Genomic DNA, 15,375 nt, shown 5'->3' with positions numbered 1-15,375 from the left:
GCGTGCCGTGACGCCAGCACAGCCAGGAATCGGAATCACTTGTTCAACAGAGATATTCGGCGATTCGCCTGGACGGGGCGGTCCTCCCAACGGCGACACCGGCCACCTTTTCGGGCAGCAGCCGATCCCATGGCCGAAACCGTGTCCCCGGTGGACGCTGCTCCCGTCCCGAACGGCTCCATCGACATCGTCGTATCCGCCGGCCGTCCGTCCCGCATCGTCGATCTGACGAAATCCGCGCCACTGGGATGGTGGCCCGCCATCGCCGTCGGGCTCGTCGCGTTCATCGATCGGTTCGAGATAAATCTGATCGCCGGGGCGCTGCCCGCGATCCAGGCCCACTTCGGGTTCGGTGACACCGCCGCCGGAGCGATACCGACCGCCGCGAGCATCGCGGGCGCCGTGCTCCTGTTGCCCGCTGGGCGTCTCGCCGACCGTGCGCCGCGCGTCGCCACCATATCGATCGTCGTCCTCGTGTGGTCGCTGTGTTCCGTCCTGAGCGGCCTGGCGACCACATTCGTACTGTTCTTCCTCGTGCGCGTGCTGATCGGCGCCGCCGGACAGCTCTACAACCCGCCCGCGTCCAGCCTGCTCGCCGACTACTATCCGGCTCGCAGCCGCGGCAAGGCGTACGGGTTCGAGCGCGCTGGCTACTACCTGGGCCTGCCGACCGGCGTCATCCTCGGCGGGGTGCTGGCCGAGGCCCTCGGGTGGCGCATGGTGTTCTTCGTTGCCGCCCTGCCCGGCCTGGTGGTCGCGGCGTTGGTGCTGACCGTCCGGGAACCGTTGCGGGGCTTGGGGGATCGCCTCGACCAGTGTCGCATCGGCGAGTCTGTGACAGCCGGCACGCCCACGCCTTCGGTCTCGCTGCTCCGGGAAGCGCGGGAACTGCTGAGCATCAGGACGCTGGCCGGAGTGATCATCGGCCAAGCCCTGCTCTCGCTCGGAATCGGGGGTGTGTTCTATTGGCTCCCGACACTGCTCGAGCGTACCGAGGGCCTCGGCTACGACACCGCTTCCGGGCTCGCGGGAGCGATCGGCGGTACCGGCATTGTCGTGGGCATCATCGCGGGCAGCAGATTCGGTGACCGCGCCCATGCCGTCCGGCCCGGCCGACGGATCACCGTCGCCACCGTTTTCCTGCTGACCGGCGCCTTCGCCCTCGCGGGCGCTCTACTCACGCCCGGTGTTCCGGCGCGTGCCACCCTGATCGCTCTGGCCTGCGGCGGATTCGCCGGTGCGATCCCCAATCTCACCGCGGTCTCGGCCGATGTGGTCCCCGCCGTCCGCCGTGGCCTGGGATTCGCCCTGCTCACCTTTCTCGTCACCCTCGGTGGCGCACTCGGCCCATTCTTCGTCGGCCTGACCTCCGATCTGGTGAGCGCCGCCGGCTACGGCGGCGAACCGCTCGTCCCCGCCATGCTGGTCCTGGTACCAGCGATCTTCATGTCCGTGCTGGCCCTGCTGCGGATCGGCGACCGCTACGAGCTCGACGCACGCGCCGCCGGTTGAGCAGCCGTCGGTGACCGCGTCCGCGATGCCGACGTCTGCCATGGCCCTCACCAGCAAGCTGGCTTCCATGTACCCGTCGAGTGGCGTTCCGATCGCGCGATACGACCGGTGGCCGGCCCTCGACGCCATCACCGAGTTCGAGGTTGTTCACCACACTCACGATGGTCACCAGGTCAGGCTCATTCCGCTCAATCCGGCGTACCGGTCCTGTCCTCGACCGCCAATGGCTGAGCAGCGGCTATACGAGCTGAAACGGGTCCTTCGGGGCGAGCGCGCGTAGTCGCGGCCCGGGCGGAGACCGGCATGCCTCCTCTGCCGCTCCGCCCGGGCCTGTCCGGCCAGCACGATATGCGGATGCCGGTACTACCCAGCATCGCTGCTATTGCGGCGAAACCCTGTTACCGCCAAGACGATTCGACGCACTCTGTCAGTACCATAACCGTGTGTCCGGCGGGCGGGGTCGTGGAGGCGGGAATCGAACCCGCGCCCGTCCACTTGCTGGTGGGTGTTCTACCAATTGAACTACTCCACGGACAGAAGCAGGATATCGCCGAGTGGTATTGTGCGACAACAGAGTTGCGGGGGATCAGGCGATGTGGAGCACCGCGTCCGTGCCTTCCAGGATGGACTGATCGAGGGGGAAGTAGCCCTGCGGTTGGGTGACGTCGGTGCGGACGCGGGCGGAGGGGAGGTCGCGGGTGGGTAGGAGGCCCCAGGTGGGGAAGCGGTGCTGGAGGAAGCCCTCGAAGGTGTCGGCCGCGGGCTCGTTCAGTTCGATGGCGTCGCTGTGGCCCAGGCTGCCCGCGATGAAGGTGTAGCGGTCGCCGAGGAACTGGGCGGCGATGGCACCGGTGGGGAACCAGGTGACATCCAGTTCGCCCATGGGCATATGCGTCTGCGTGCGCTGCAGGTGACTGTTGTGGGCGAAGACCAGGGTGGGGCCGCGATCGGCTTCGATATCGCGGATCTCGAGCAGGTTCCGCGCCATGAGTACGTCCCGGGTGCTGCTGAGCAGGGAGATCCGGGCCTCGGGCTGGAGTGGGCGGGCGGCTTGGCGGTGGTAGCGGAGCAGTCCTAGCGCGGCGGTGAGGTGGGCTCGGGCGCGCAGCCACCGGGCGCGTGAGGTTTTCGCGATCAGTCCGGGGGAGCGGCCGTACAACTGGCTGAGCATATCGTCACCGATCGCCGCCAGCTGCTGCGCCTCGGCCGTCGCGCCCGGCGATACCGTCGGATCCAAGACCGCCTCCGTGCGGCTCCACCGTTCGTCCTCGCCGAGCAGATCCGCCAGCTCCAGATCGAGTTCCAGGTAGTCCCGGGCGAACTCGAGGTAGCGGCGGGGGCTGGGGGCGCTCATGGTTTCGAGCGGAGCGTCGATGCCGTGGAAGGCCACCCGCTGCTCGGGTGGTCGACCCTCGTTGTACTGGCGCAGCCAGACGACCAACTCGCGATTGGCCTCCAGCTCGCCGAAGCCGTGCGAGATGCCCTCGCGCAGCACCGTATCGAGATCGCCGATGCCCTCCTGGACGAAGTCGTCCACGGCGAAACCGGCGACCCGATCGGATTCCAGTGCGACGGAGCGGAAGCCGCACTCCACCAGTCGGGCGAACAGGTCGTTGCGCAGCCGCGCGAAGGCGGGTTCGAAATGCGTGGGTTCACCCAGGCCCACGAGTTCACATGACGGGGTGAGGAAGTCTCGAATGTCCTGGCTCATGTATTTCGATCGTATCGGTGAAACCTCGGTGGAAACTTGCCCAACGGTTACCCCGTATTCAGCAGGTAAACTCTCAAATCGATGGTCACTCTGCGCCCCGCTGATCTCGCGCGTGAGCACGGCATCTCGACCCAGGCCGTCCGCAACTACGAGCGGGACGGGTTCCTGCCGCCCGCGCGGCGCACTCCCAGCGGCTATCGGGTCTACACCGAGACGCACGCGGCGGCGTTGCGCACCTACCTGGCGCTGATTCCCGCCTTCGGGCACGCGGCGAGCGGGCGAATCATGAACGCGATTCACGACGGCGCGCTCGACGACGCGCTGACGGTCATCGACCGCGGCCACGGACAGTTGCGGCGCGACCGCGAGACGCTGGTGTCGGTGCGGGCGGCGGTCGAGCAACTCACCGCGGCGCCGCGCGAGGCCACGGGGCGGACCGGCACCCGGACCATCGGCGAGCTGGCCCGACTGCTCGGACTCACCCCGGCGACCCTGCGCACCTGGGAGGAGGCGGGCATTCTGGCTCCGGATCGCGAACCGGTCACCGACTATCGGCTGTACCGCCCGGCCGATGTACGCGATGCCGAACTGGCCCATCTGCTCCGGCGCGGCGGATACCCGCTGGCGTCCATCGCGACGGTGGTCCAGCAGATTCGCGCGGCGGGCGGCACGGACCGGCTGGCCGCGGCCCTGGCAGGGTGGCAGCGGCAGCTCACCGCGCGCGGCGTCGCCATGCTCGAGGCGGCCGGGCAGCTCGGAAGCTATCTCCGTACCTCGGGCATCGATACCGGGCCGCACGGCTGAGCGAGGCGGTTACGGTACCAGGGTGATTCGTCGACACCTCCCGTACGGCAGGCGGGCCGCCGCCCTGATCGCCGCGTTCGTCGCGCTAGCCGGAATCGGACTCGTGACGCCCACCGCCGCGGCGGGCGATCCGGTCATGGACTCGCGACAGCTGCTGGCCGATCCGGTCGCGCCGAACGGTTCGCGAATCATGAAGGTGACCTTCACCGACGACCGCACGCTCCGACTGTTCGTGTACTCGGCCGCGATGGAGCAATACTTCCCGGTCGATGTGCGGCGCCCCGCCGACGCCTCGGTGCCGCGACCGACCCTGTATCTGCTCAATGGCGCCGACGGCGGTGAGGGTACGGCGAATTGGCAGACCAAAACCGATATCGTCACCGGCTTCCTCGCCGACAAGAACGTGAACGTGGTGCAGCCGATCGGCGGTGCGTTCACCTACTACACCGACTGGATCGCACCCGACCCGGAGCGCGGAAAGATCAAGTGGCGCACCTTCCTCACCGAGGAGCTGCCCCCGCTCATCGATGCCGCACTGGGCACCAACGGCGTCAATGCCGTTGCCGGACTGTCGACTTCGGGTACCGCCGTGCTCAATCTGCCCATCCACAAGCCCGGCCTGTACCGCGCGGTCGCCGCCTATTCCGGCTGCGCGCAGTCCGCCGACCCGGTCGGACGCGAGTTCGTCAAGCTGGCCGTGGAGGTCTGGGGCGGCGGCGATGTCGAGAATATGTACGGCCCCGTCGGCGCCCCCGCCTGGACCGAGAACGACCCGGTCGTCAACGCCGACGGGCTCCGCGGCCTCGACCTGTACCTGTCCACCGGCAACGGCCTCCCCGGCATCCACGACGTCCTGGACAGCAAATACTCCGCCGGCAGCGGTCCCCGCGTCCTCGCCAACCAACTGCTCGTCGGCGGCGTCATCGAGGGCGCGACCAACTACTGCACCCACAATCTCAAAACCCGCCTGGACGCCCTGAACATCCCCGCCACCTACAACTTCCGGCCCTCCGGCACCCACTCCTGGGGCTATTGGCACGACGACTTCATCGACTCCTGGCCGGTCCTGGCCCGCGGCCTGGGTCTGTAGTCACGACCGGTCGCGAGACGGGGCTTCGGGTGGGCAGGCCCGTGTCTGGGCGCGCCGCAGTGGTCATCGTCGACCCGCGCGGTCGCGGTGGCGATCACACCCCGCCGACGCGGCTCCGCGCGGCGACCCGTCCGCCCATACCGCGCCCGAGTCTCAGATGGCGGCATTCGGTGGCGATGGCGGCCGCCAGGGCCGCGGGTTGGTCGCGGGCCACCAGATGTCCGGCCTGCGGGATCTCGGTCACCGTGGCGTGGGGGGCCGTGTGCCGGAAGCGGGCGATGTCGTCGTCGGACAGCGGGGTGTCGGTGCCCGCGCGGACCAGCCGGAGGGGAAGATCGAGGGTGGCGGTGAGCTGCCGCAGGCGCGGCAATTGGGCGAGGATGTCGTCGACGAGTTCGGTGTAGCCGTCGAGTACACCGGCGTCGGCGAGGAAGCGGCGGGCGCGGGCGGGGTCGATATCGGGGACGACGTCCACCAGCACCAGCCGCGCCACCCGGTCGCGCACCGCCGGATCCGCGAGGGCGGCCAGAGTGGCGAGTCCGCCCAGGGAAGCGCCGACCACCAGGCAGCCCGGCGGCTCGGCGAGCACCATCGCGCCGACATCGCCCGCGCAGGGTGCGAAAGTCTTTCGCTCGCCGCCGGATTCGCCGTGGCCGCGCTGGTCGTAGGCCACGCACCGGAATCCCGCCGCCGAGAGCAGGGTCATGACCGGGGTCCATACCTGTCGCTGCTCACCACCGGCGTGCAGCAGTAGGACGGAAGGTCCGGCACCGATCTCCTCGCCGCGCAGTACGACCGAGTCGGGGCGGGTGAGATGTCGGGAGCGAGAAATGTCTGGGTCGGTCATGGCCGGTCCTCCTACCTTGCGGTGTCAAGGTAGACCGTAGGCGGGTTGCGTTGGCGCGTCAAGGTAAGGTGGCGGCGTGACCGCATCACGTGTACGCCGCGCTCCCGACGAAGCGCGTCGGCTGATCCTGGACGCCGCCGAGCGGCTGCTCGCCGAGGGCGGGGTGGCCGCGGTCCAGGTCCGTGCCGTCGCGGCCGCGGTCGGTATGACCGATGCGGGGGTCAACCACCACTTCGGAAATCGGGACCGGCTACTGGAGGCCCTGCTGCGCCACGGCGGCCGCAAGATCCGGGCCGGACTGCGGCAGGTGCTGGACTCGTGGCTCGACCGCGACGCCGACCTCGGTGAACTGGTCGAGGCCCTGGCGGGTTTCTATCGACAGGGGTACGGGGAACTGGCCGTCGCCCTGCACGCCGCCGGTTGGCGGGATACGGAATCGGGCATGCTCACTCCGGTCGTCGACGCGCTGCACGCGCTGCGACCCGATGCCGCCGACATTCCGATCGACGACACCCGGCTGGCCGTCGCCGCCCTGCATCAGGCACTCGCCACCGAACCACTGTACGGCGCACCGTTCCGCCGCAGCGCCGGTCTCACCGGCCGGGCGGCCGATAGTCCGGAGCGCCAAATACGCTGGTGGACAGACCATCTCGCCCGGACGCTGGGACTGGATCCGTGCTAGCGCAGGCCTGGCCGGGTGTTGTTCCTGGTGACGATTCGCGTACGCCAGTCCTTTCGCGGCGCGATGACGGCGCGTTCAGCCCCGCGATATCGATGTGGATGGCCGCGTGTCGATGGTGTGCGTGGCCGCGTGTCGAAGGTCCGTGACTGCGCGGGCGATGGTGCGTGACCGCGCGATGACGCTGTTCCCGGCCACGCGGCGGCAGCGTGCTCGGCCGCGCGGCGACAGCACGCTGTGGCGTCGCCGATGCTCCGGCCTGACCGGGAGCGGCGGCGTGCCGATCGACGCGAGCTCGTGGCCGTCGGTGACGCCGCGGTGCCGACCGCGACGCTACCGACGCGCTTCAGGGGACCAGCGGGCGGACCCGGTCGGCGACGAAGCGAATGAAACCCTCCGGATCGGGCTCGTCGGCGGTGGGTTCGACGATGACGCTGGTGGCACCCGCCTCGGACCAGCGGGTGACGGCGTCGGCGACGGCGTGGGCGTCCCCGGCCACACCGATGCCCGCGATGGCATCGCGTCCCTGGGCGCGGAGTTCGGCGGCCACCCGGTCGGCGGCGTTCGGGCCGGTCGCGGCCAGGAGGTACACGACGATCGGGAAGGGTTGGCCGGTCACGGATTCGGGGCGAGCGGCGGCGACGATCCGGCTGGCTTCGCGAATGCCGTCGGCGGGAGTGGAACTGGTGAGGATGACGCCGTCGGCCGCCGCACCGACCAGCCGGAGGGTGCGAGGTCCGGTGGCGGCGGCCAGCATCGGCGGTGCGGCGGCGGGCGGCCAATCCAGGCCGACATCGTCGAGCCGCACGTAGCGACCCTTGACCGTCAATCGGTCACCACGCAGCAGTCCCCGCAGCGCGTCCAGATACTCGCGCAGCAGGGTCAGCGGGGAGGCGGCGCGCGCGCCCACCTGCCCCATCCAGTCCTGTACCCCGTGCCCGACACCCCAGATCCCGCGCCCGGGGAACAGGCGTTCCAGCGTGGCGATCTCCATGGCGGTCACGGCGACATTGCGCAGCGGCACCGGCAGCACGCCGACGCCGACCCGCACCCGCTCCGACCAGGCCAGTGCCGCCGCGGCGGTCGAAATGCCGCCCTCGAGGAAGCAGTCCTCCCACAGCCACAGCTCCTCGAGGCCCGAATCATCCGCTGCCCGAACCGCATTGCGCAGCCGTTCGGGGGGACGCTGGGGCCGGAACACCACGCCGAGACTCGTCATGGTCCCTGCCTACCAGAATCCGGTACTCGCGTCCGGTGGATTCCGGGAGGGCTCAGGCCCGTGCGGGCTCGTGTGCGCGCACGAAGTCCAGGAAGCGGGGGATCACCCGGTCGGGGATCGCCCAGATCATGTCGTGTCCGACGCCGGGGTAGGTCTCGATATCGGCGTCCGGTCGCAGTCGACGGACGTGGTCGGCCGCCCACCCGGGATCGTGCACGACGGTGTCACCGCCGAAGAGGACCAGCAGCGGGGCGGATATCGCGGCGAAGCGCTCCTCGGGCAGCGGACGCGCCCACGGCATCCCCTGCCGAAAGTCGAAGCTCGCCAACAGCATCGCCCACTCCGACTCGGTGAGCCGGGTGCGTGGAGCGATCCACTGGTTGAACGTCTCCATCTTCGCCCGCGTGGGGCGGAATCCGGCGACCATGAAGCGCCACAGCAGTCGCCAGCTCGGCCGCGCGAAGGTGGCCGGAGCCGGTTCCAGCAGGCTCAGACTGGCCACCCGGTCGGGGCGGTGGGCCGTGAGCACGGCTGCCAGCCATCCGCCCAGGGAATAGCCCGCCACATGGACGTGATCGGCTCCGAGTCCGGCGATCGTCTCGGCTGCCCACTCGGCGATCTCGTTTTCGTCGCGCAGCGGAGAGGTCTGCGCGCAGCGCCCGGCCCAGCCCATGACGTCGGGCGTGTACACCGTGCGGTCGTGTGCCAGCTCGGTGATGGACTGGCTCCAGAACAATCCGTTGCCCTGCATCCCGGGGAAGAGGAACAGCGGCGTTCCTTCCCCTGCTCCCGATCGGCGGACACGTGTTGTGCCGAAGGAGGTTTCGACGTCGATATCGGTCCACGGCACCGGCCACGCCGCCGCCACGGCATCGTAGGCGCGCAGATAGGCGGCCCGCGCCGCGTCATCGGTGAACCGTCCGAGCTTGGTCATGATCTCCCCTTACCGCTTGATGATACGAACATATCACGAAAATGGTATGTACGTATCATCAAGCGTGGGGACATCGAAGGGAGTGAGCGCATGACGCAGCCGTGCGTGATCCATCCGGGCGACCCGACGAGTCCGGTAGCGCTGCACGTGCCGCACGCGGGACGCGAGATTCCGCCCGACGTGCGCGCCGGAATCGCCCTGTCCGAGCCGGCCCTCGCGGCCGAACTCGCCGAATCCACCGACACCGCAACCGATTCGATCGCCGCGGCGGCGACCGAGCGGGCGGCGCGGCGGCCGTGGCGGGCGGTGCACCGCTACTCGCGGCTGGTGGTGGATCCGGAGCGCTTCCCCGACGCGAGCGAACCGATGCTGCGGCACGGGCGCGGCGCGGTGTACGAACGCACCTGCGGCGGTGCGGCTTTGCGCACGGATACGGGGCCGACGGCCGATGAACTCCTGGCGCGATACTTCCATCCCTACGCCGCCGCCGTCACCGCCCTGGTGTCCGAGCGGCTGGCGGCCACCGGCGCGGCCGTGGTGATCGACGTGCACTCCTATCCGGCGCGTCCCTCGGCATTCGAGGATGCCGCCCGGCCGCGCCCGCCGATCTGCGTCGGCACCGACGCGACCCACACCCCGCCCTGGCTCGCGGCCGCCGCGCGGCGCGTATTCGGGGCGGCGGGCGCGGTCGAGTTCGACACCCCGTACGCGGGTTGCTATGTCCCGCTGGCCCACTACCGCCGCGACCTCCGGGTCGCCGCCGTCATGATCGAGATCCGTCGCGACCTGTACCTCGACGCGCACGGCGAACCCCGGCCCGCGGCCGTCGTCGATCTTGGTTCGATGCTCGCCGAACTGGCCGACGCCGCCACTGTCTACTCGCTCACGTCGGGCTCACCAACCGGGACCGGGCAGGGTGAGCGTGATTAGGGTGAACAGCGGAGTGTCCGACAAGCGCTAGGAGTTCGTCGTGAGCAGTGCCGCCCGACCCGTGACCGTCACCGTGACCGGTGCCGCCGGACAGATCGCCTACGGTCTGCTGTTCCGGATCGCCTCCGGAGCCATGCTCGGACCGGACACTCCGGTGCGGCTGCGACTGCTCGAGATCCCGGCCGCGGTGGGCTCCCTCGAAGGGGTGGCCATGGAACTCGAGGACGGCGCGTTCCCGCTGCTGTCGTCGATCGACATCTCCGATGACCCGTGGATCGGCTTCGACGGGGCGAATATCGCGCTGCTCGTCGGCGCGCGTCCCCGCACCGCCGGTATGGAACGCGCCGATCTGCTCGCCGCCAACGGTCCGATCTTCACCGATCAGGGCACGGCCATCAATGCCAGTGCGGCCGACGACGTCAAGGTGCTGGTGATCGGAAACCCGGCCAATACCAACGCCTTCATCGCCGCGAGCAACGCACCCGATGTGCCCGCCGCGCGATTCACCGCGCTGACCCGGCTGGACCACAATCGAGCCATCGCCCAGGTGGCGAAGAAGACCGGCGTGCCCGCCGCCGATATCCACCGTATCGCGGTGTGGGGCAACCACTCCGCCACCCAGTATCCGGATATCAGCCACGCCACCGTGGCCGGACGGCCCGCGCCGGAGGTGATCGACGATCGCGCCTGGATCGAACACGACTTCATTCCCACCGTGCAGCAACGGGGTACGGCCATCATCCAGGCGCGCGGCGCGTCGTCGGCGGCGAGTGCGGCCAGCGCCGCCATCGACCACGTCCACGACTGGGTGCTGGGCAGCGCGGCCGGGGACTGGGTGTCGATGGCGGTGCCGTCGGACGGTTCCTACGGGGTGCCGGAAGGGCTGATCAGCTCGTTCCCGGTCACCTGCGCGGACGGCGCGTACACCATCGTCCCCGACCTCGCCATCGACGAATTCTCCCGGGCGCGTATCGATCTCAGCGTGGCCGAGCTGGCGAGCGAGCGCGACGCCGTCATCGAGCTCGGCTTCGCCAAGCGGTCCTGAGCCGGGTGTTCCCGGTCAGCTCAACTTGGCGATCACAGTGTCGCCGTACCACTTCAGCTTGGTGATCTTGTCCGCCAGCGATTCGGTGTCGTGCTCCATGGCATAGGAGTTGCGGAAGCCGACGATCAGATCGGTGATGCCCTTCTCCTCGAGGCGCTTCACCCCGTCGGGGGTGTAACCGTCGCGGGAGACGGCATGGATCTCGAACGGGGTGGTCAGGTCGCGCTCGGCGCGCAGTTCTTCGATGCGCGCCAGATACTTGTCCAGATCCTCGGCGCTGCCGCCCGCGTGCATCCAGCCGTCGGACAGGCGCACCGCGCGCTTCAACGCGGCGTCGGAGTGGCCGCCGATCAGAATGGGCAGCGGCTCGGTGGGGGCGGGGGTGAGCTTGATGCGCGGAATGTCGTAGAACTCGCCGTGGTACTCGAAGTACTCGCCGGTGGAGAGGCCGCGCACGATCTCGATGCACTCGTCGAGCCGCTTGCCGCGCTTCTCGAACGGCACGCCCATGATCTGGAAGTCCTCCGGCCACGGGCTGATGCCCACGCCCAGGGCGAAGCGGTTGTTGCTCAGGCGGGCGAGGGAACTCGCCTGCTTGGCCACCAGCACCGGCGGGCGGATGGGCAGCTTCAGTACGAACGGCGTCAGTCGCAGCGTGGTGGTGGCCGCCGCGATGGCGGCCGACAGCACGAAGGTCTCGATGAACGGTTTGCCGTCGAGGAACTCGCGATTGCCGTCCTTGGTGTAGGGATATTTCGAGTCCGACTCCGCGGGGTAGGCGATGCTGTCGGCGACGGTCATGCTGTGGAATCCGGCGGCCTCCGCGGCCTGGGCCAGCGGGATGTAGTAGTCCGGATCGGTCATCGCCTCCGCATAGGTGAAGCGCATCGGGTCGTCCTCTCGACAGTGGGCGGGCGAAAACTAGAACAGATTCTAGTTCTTGCACTGATGCTAGTCCGGCACCGCGGTGGTCCGCGACCGAACCGGCGATCCGAATCCGGACGGTGGACACGCCCAGGGGCGCATGGTCAGTCGTAGCGGGTGCGCCCGGGGTGCGGCGACCGCGGTCCCGGTGTCCGAGATCGGATCCGCCGGGCATTGCCCGGTGAATCTGCATCCTGTTCTAATCGCAGCCATGACGATCGCCATCACCGGCTCCGCCTCGGGCATCGGCGCGGCCACCGCCGCCGTCCTGCGCGCCGCCGGGCACGACATCATCGGCATCGACCTGGCCGACGCCGACCTCACCGGCGACCTCACCGACGCGGACGTGCGGGCGGGAATCGTCGACCAGGTCCTCGAACGCGGCGGGGGAGCGCTCGACGGACTCGTACTGTGCGCGGGCGTCGGGCCGCAGGTCCCCGACCCGATGCGCATTGTCGAGATCAACTACCGCGGCACCGTCGCCCTGCTCGATGCCCTGCTGCCCGCGCTGCGCCAGGGGGAATCACCCGCGGCCGTGGTCGTGTCGTCGGTGGCGTCGACCCATCTGGCCTGGGCGCAGAACCCCATCGCCACCGGAACCGGGGCGGAGGCGTTCGCCTCCGCCGGGGACTACGCGGGCAGCTACGCCTACGCCGCCTCCAAGAACGCCGTCACCGTCGCGGTCCGCCGCCGCGCCGCCGAGTGGGGCGCGGCCGGGGTGCGGCTCAATGCCGTGGCGCCCGGCAGCGTCGAAACCCCGCTGCTGCAAGCGGGTCTGGACGACCCCCGCTACGGCGAGGCCATCCGCAACTTCACCTCACCCGTCGGCCGCAACGGCCGCCCCGAGGAGATCGCCGACCTGATCGCCTACCTGCTGAGCCCGCGCGCCGGATTCATCCACGGCGCGCAATTCGTCATCGACGGCGGCACCGACGCCCAGGCCCGACCGGAAGCCGTGTGAGCGTTGCCGCTCGGCCGCCGCGAACGTTCCCGCGAGCGGGCCGGTCGGTTGATCCGCTCACGGTCGGCAGGTCCGCGACCACCGGGAAGGACGCGGAGTGGCGCTCGGATCCGATGCGACGTGCCCGGTCGCGAACGGCGAGAGGGTGCGGTGAGCGCTCGTCCGGTCGGCGTTTCCGGGGCGCGGAATTGTCGGGTGGTCGGTCGCCTGGACGCCTCGACACCCGCAGCGACCTCTATGCCCTCGCCGCACGGGTTCGCGCGGTGAAGCAGCCGCGGATAGCGCGGGCGCCATCCGCCCGGGAGGATCGGCGGCCCAGCCGTACGGTGTCTCCGGGTGTGATGTCGTGGAGCTGACCGGGCGGCCTGCCGGTGGTGGAGTCGCTGGTTCCCTCGGGGGTGGGCGGGGCGAGATCGCCGGTGAGTTCGGTTGCGTCGGAGTGCCCGGGCTGCGGGGGATCGATCGTGCGGTACCGCGCGTTCGGCTGCGCACCGCCTACCCGGGCCGGCGGCCGGGACCGCCGCTCACCGGGTGGGATCTGCCGCCCTGCTGCGGTGGGTCAGGATGTGGCGTCGTGGTCGCCGGAACCGTCCGCGGTGGCGGTGTCGCCGATGACTTCGGGGCTGGCCGGGCCGAGATTGCCGGTGAGTTCGGCTTCGCCGGAGTGGTTGTGGTGGGGTTGGACGGTGCGGGTGTGGTTGTCGTCGGTGCCACGCTGGCCCGCCGCGCCGCCGTAGGGCGCGCCCATGTAGCCACCCGGGGGCATGCCGCCGACGCCGGGAGCGCCGGGGGCGCCGGAGCCGAACGGGGAGCCCGCGGCGGGGGCGAGTTTGCCCCCGGGGATGGAGGAGCCGGGTCCGCCGGGCTTGGCGGCGAGTCCGCCGACACCGCCGATGCCGCCCGCGCCGCCACCTCCGGCTCCGCCGCCTCCGCCGCCGAGACCGGCGGCCTTGGTGTCGAGATCGCCCGAATTGGCCGGGATCGGGCCGGTACCGGCGGGTGTGGTGGCCTGGTCGATTCCGGACTTCAGCAGTTCCTGAGCCTGCGACAGGATCGGCTGGCCGACATTCTGCGCCAGGGACTGGGCGACCTCGGCGGGGCTGGGCCCGCCGCCCCGGCCGAGCAGCGGACCCAGTACGCCGCTCAACTGCGCTGTGTAGGTGCTCAATTCGCCGCGGGTGGCGTTGACCACCGCCACCGCCGCGCCGAGATGCTCGGTGGCCGAGGCGATCAGAGCGGCCTGACCGGGCGGGGTGAGCGCCACGGGGGCCATGGCGGTCGCCTGGGCGGCGAAGGATTGTGCGATGGCGGTGAGCTGTAGATTGCCGCGCTGGACCACCGCGGCGGCCTGTTCGGTGAGCGCGGAGATGTCGAAGCCGCGCTGGGCGGTCTCCGCGCCGTGGCTCTGTGCCTCCTGCCCGGCCGCCTGGGCGGCGGTGCCGGATGTGCCCTGCCACAACGTCTCGACCGTCTTCAGCGCACCGGTGCCGATCTGCACGGCCCCCTCGATGAACTTCGAGGACTGACTCAGCAGGGTGGTCGGGTTCACCACGCCCAACACTCCGGTGCCGAAGCCGTTCAGCAGGTCGAGGAACGGTGTGAACAGTGCGTCGAGACCCGGGATCGCGGGCAGTGCCATCCCGCTCAGCAGCGCCTGGACCGGATCGGCGGGCAGTGGCGGCAGCGCGCCCGGCGCGAGCCCCGCCCGCGCGAGCGCGGCCTGCGCGTCGGCGAGGGTGCCGGGCGGGTCGTTCAGCGCGCTGTCGAGCGCGGTGCGCGCGCCGACCAGCGCGCCGTGAGCGGAATCGAGGGCGGTTCGTCCGCCGTCGAGCACCCCCTGGGCGGAATCGAGGGCGGTTCGTCCGCCGTCCAGCGCGCCCTGGGCGGAATCGAGGGCGGTTCGTCCGCCGTCCAGCACGCCCTGCGTGGAATCCAGGGCGGATCGGCCGTCGAGCACACCGTGGGCGGCGTCGAGTCCGGAAGTCCCCCCGAGCATCCCGGAGGCGGTGTCGGGACCGGGGTGTCCGCCGAGTACCGCCGTCGGCTCGGTGGCGGCGGTGCCCGACATTCCGGCAGGTAGCCCGCCCGGAACCGGTGTCGCGCCCTGCTCGAATTCCTTGCGCGTCGTCAGATACGCGGGCGGCTCGAACGGCGCGATATCGGCGGGCAGCTGGAACAGCGGTACATCGGGAAGCGGCCCGCGCGGGCCGGTTCCGGTGGCGGGCATTGTCGCCACCGCCTCCACGGCGGTCGAGGCGGGGCCGATCACGCCCGAGGGATCGACGGGGCTCATCCCTGTCCTCCGATCGCCGTGTCCATCCGGTCCAGACCGCCCGCGAACTCGCCGTCGGTGGTCTGGATGGCGGTCGCGGTTCCGGCGGCCACCTGCCCCAGGTGCGCGTAGCGCGCCGAGAGCGCGTTGACGTCCTTGCCGTGCAGCAGCTCCGCCACCGCGAACATGGCCAGATAGTCCGCGCCGATGAGCCCGAAGACGGGCGTCATGGCGGCGACATTGGCTACAGTGTCCAGGTTGCCCGCAGCAGCGATATCGGCCGCGACACCGTGCTGGGTCGTGGCGAAGGCGCGGACCGCTTCCGGATCCACCGAGAGTTCGGTCATGACTCGCCCCCCGATCGTCGTGGACAGATAGCGGTTCCGAATATATCGGACCGGGCCGACGAGCGCGCGTGGCCTATCCACAGGCAGGATGACTAGAACT

14 protein-coding genes and 1 tRNA gene are annotated in these 15,375 nt (G+C 70.2%); 7 read left to right on the top strand and 8 right to left on the bottom strand.

All coding sequences use genetic code 11. The features are described from left to right. The first annotated feature begins 129 nt into the window (after positions 1–129). Positions 130–1,512, top strand: coding sequence for an MFS transporter (locus tag QJS31_RS10890; RefSeq protein ID WP_282781319.1), 1,383 nt, complete (start codon positions 130–132; stop codon positions 1,510–1,512). Between the two features lie 460 nt (positions 1,513–1,972). On the opposite strand, the gene QJS31_RS10885 is transcribed toward QJS31_RS10890, so the two are convergent. Together QJS31_RS10885 and QJS31_RS10880 are read right to left on the bottom strand one after the other, a co-directional pair. Continuing rightward, positions 1,973–2,044, bottom strand: a tRNA-OTHER gene (locus QJS31_RS10885). A gap of 54 nt (positions 2,045–2,098) precedes the next feature. Continuing rightward, on the bottom strand, positions 2,099–3,223 hold the full coding sequence (locus tag QJS31_RS10880; RefSeq protein WP_282781318.1) for an erythromycin esterase family protein: 1,125 nt from the start codon (positions 3,221–3,223) through the stop codon (positions 2,099–2,101). Positions 3,224–3,304: 81 nt separating this feature from the next. Between QJS31_RS10880 and QJS31_RS10875 the strand changes: the two genes are divergently transcribed. Both QJS31_RS10875 and QJS31_RS10870 read left to right on the top strand, forming a co-directional pair. Continuing rightward, positions 3,305–4,027 carry a TioE family transcriptional regulator gene (locus QJS31_RS10875; protein WP_282781316.1) on the top strand — a complete coding sequence of 241 codons (723 nt, stop codon included), beginning with the start codon at positions 3,305–3,307 and terminating at the stop codon, positions 4,025–4,027. Positions 4,028–4,091: 64 nt separating this feature from the next. Next, complete coding sequence (locus QJS31_RS10870; RefSeq protein WP_372341776.1) at positions 4,092–5,117, top strand: alpha/beta hydrolase; 1,026 nt, start codon at positions 4,092–4,094, stop codon at positions 5,115–5,117. A 94-nt stretch (positions 5,118–5,211) separates the two neighbouring features. On the opposite strand, the gene QJS31_RS10865 is transcribed toward QJS31_RS10870, so the two are convergent. Beyond that, positions 5,212–5,964 (bottom strand): alpha/beta fold hydrolase, encoded by a 753-nt coding sequence (locus QJS31_RS10865; RefSeq protein ID WP_282781314.1) that lies wholly within the window; start codon positions 5,962–5,964, stop codon positions 5,212–5,214. A 76-nt stretch (positions 5,965–6,040) separates the two neighbouring features. Between QJS31_RS10865 and QJS31_RS10860 the strand changes: the two genes are divergently transcribed. Beyond that, positions 6,041–6,646 carry a TetR/AcrR family transcriptional regulator gene (locus QJS31_RS10860; RefSeq protein ID WP_306356576.1) on the top strand — a complete coding sequence of 202 codons (606 nt, stop codon included), beginning with the start codon at positions 6,041–6,043 and terminating at the stop codon, positions 6,644–6,646. 343 nt (positions 6,647–6,989) lie between these two features. Here QJS31_RS10860 and QJS31_RS10855 read toward each other — a convergent pair whose 3' ends face one another. Beyond that, entirely contained in the window at positions 6,990–7,862 is an 873-nt protein-coding gene (locus QJS31_RS10855; protein ID WP_282781310.1) for an LLM class flavin-dependent oxidoreductase, read from the bottom strand. 52 nt (positions 7,863–7,914) lie between these two features. Continuing rightward, positions 7,915–8,796: an alpha/beta fold hydrolase gene (locus tag QJS31_RS10850; RefSeq protein WP_282781308.1), complete on the bottom strand. Its 882-nt coding sequence runs from the start codon at positions 8,794–8,796 to the stop codon at positions 7,915–7,917. 90 nt (positions 8,797–8,886) lie between these two features. Here QJS31_RS10850 and QJS31_RS10845 point away from each other — a divergent pair, with 90 nt between their 5' ends. Both QJS31_RS10845 and QJS31_RS10840 read left to right on the top strand, forming a co-directional pair. Next, the gene (locus tag QJS31_RS10845) at positions 8,887–9,726 is read left to right on the top strand and encodes an N-formylglutamate amidohydrolase (RefSeq protein WP_282781306.1); all 840 of its coding nucleotides are present in this window, start codon (positions 8,887–8,889) and stop codon (positions 9,724–9,726) included. Between the two features lie 40 nt (positions 9,727–9,766). After that, positions 9,767–10,771, top strand: a complete 1,005-nt coding sequence (locus QJS31_RS10840; RefSeq protein ID WP_282781304.1) for a malate dehydrogenase — start codon at positions 9,767–9,769, stop codon at positions 10,769–10,771. A 15-nt stretch (positions 10,772–10,786) separates the two neighbouring features. On the opposite strand, the gene QJS31_RS10835 is transcribed toward QJS31_RS10840, so the two are convergent. After that, positions 10,787–11,659, bottom strand: coding sequence for a TIGR03619 family F420-dependent LLM class oxidoreductase (locus QJS31_RS10835; protein WP_282781302.1), 873 nt, complete (start codon positions 11,657–11,659; stop codon positions 10,787–10,789). A 247-nt stretch (positions 11,660–11,906) separates the two neighbouring features. Here QJS31_RS10835 and QJS31_RS10830 point away from each other — a divergent pair, with 247 nt between their 5' ends. Then, on the top strand, positions 11,907–12,656 hold the full coding sequence (locus tag QJS31_RS10830; protein WP_282781300.1) for an SDR family oxidoreductase: 750 nt from the start codon (positions 11,907–11,909) through the stop codon (positions 12,654–12,656). Between the two features lie 559 nt (positions 12,657–13,215). On the opposite strand, the gene QJS31_RS10825 is transcribed toward QJS31_RS10830, so the two are convergent. After that, a complete protein-coding gene (locus tag QJS31_RS10825; RefSeq protein WP_306356575.1) occupies positions 13,216–14,949 on the bottom strand; it encodes a hypothetical protein in 1,734 nt (577 codons plus the stop codon). Then, positions 14,946–15,275, bottom strand: coding sequence for a type VII secretion target (locus QJS31_RS10820; RefSeq protein ID WP_282783978.1), 330 nt, complete (start codon positions 15,273–15,275; stop codon positions 14,946–14,948). The genes QJS31_RS10825 and QJS31_RS10820 overlap by 4 nt, the downstream gene beginning before the upstream one ends. Between the last annotated feature and the right edge of the window lie 100 nt (positions 15,276–15,375).

The sequence above is a fragment of the Nocardia sp. CC213A genome, assembly GCF_030766805.1.
GTDB classification, from domain to species: domain Bacteria; phylum Actinomycetota; class Actinomycetes; order Mycobacteriales; family Mycobacteriaceae; genus Nocardia; species Nocardia otitidiscaviarum.
This window is presented reverse-complemented; position numbering and strand designations above follow the sequence as displayed.

Bases quoted from the DNA above. Each gene is read 5' to 3' on its own strand.
- QJS31_RS10890 (WP_282781319.1), top strand. From the start codon at position 130: ATGGCCGAAACCGTGTCCCCGGTGGACGCTGCTCCCGTCCCGAACGGC.
- QJS31_RS10845 (WP_282781306.1), top strand. From the start codon at position 8,887: ATGACGCAGCCGTGCGTGATCCATCCGGGCGACCCGACGAGTCCGGTA.
- QJS31_RS10850 (WP_282781308.1), bottom strand. From the start codon at position 8,796: ATGACCAAGCTCGGACGGTTCACCGATGACGCGGCGCGGGCCGCCTAT.
- QJS31_RS10855 (WP_282781310.1), bottom strand. From the start codon at position 7,862: ATGACGAGTCTCGGCGTGGTGTTCCGGCCCCAGCGTCCCCCCGAACGG.
- QJS31_RS10825 (WP_306356575.1), bottom strand. From the start codon at position 14,949: ATGAGCCCCGTCGATCCCTCGGGCGTGATCGGCCCCGCCTCGACCGCC.
- QJS31_RS10865 (WP_282781314.1), bottom strand. From the start codon at position 5,964: ATGACCGACCCAGACATTTCTCGCTCCCGACATCTCACCCGCCCCGAC.
- QJS31_RS10830 (WP_282781300.1), top strand. From the start codon at position 11,907: ATGACGATCGCCATCACCGGCTCCGCCTCGGGCATCGGCGCGGCCACC.
- QJS31_RS10875 (WP_282781316.1), top strand. From the start codon at position 3,305: ATGGTCACTCTGCGCCCCGCTGATCTCGCGCGTGAGCACGGCATCTCG.
- QJS31_RS10835 (WP_282781302.1), bottom strand. From the start codon at position 11,659: ATGCGCTTCACCTATGCGGAGGCGATGACCGATCCGGACTACTACATC.
- QJS31_RS10820 (WP_282783978.1), bottom strand. From the start codon at position 15,275: ATGACCGAACTCTCGGTGGATCCGGAAGCGGTCCGCGCCTTCGCCACG.
- QJS31_RS10880 (WP_282781318.1), bottom strand. From the start codon at position 3,223: ATGAGCCAGGACATTCGAGACTTCCTCACCCCGTCATGTGAACTCGTG.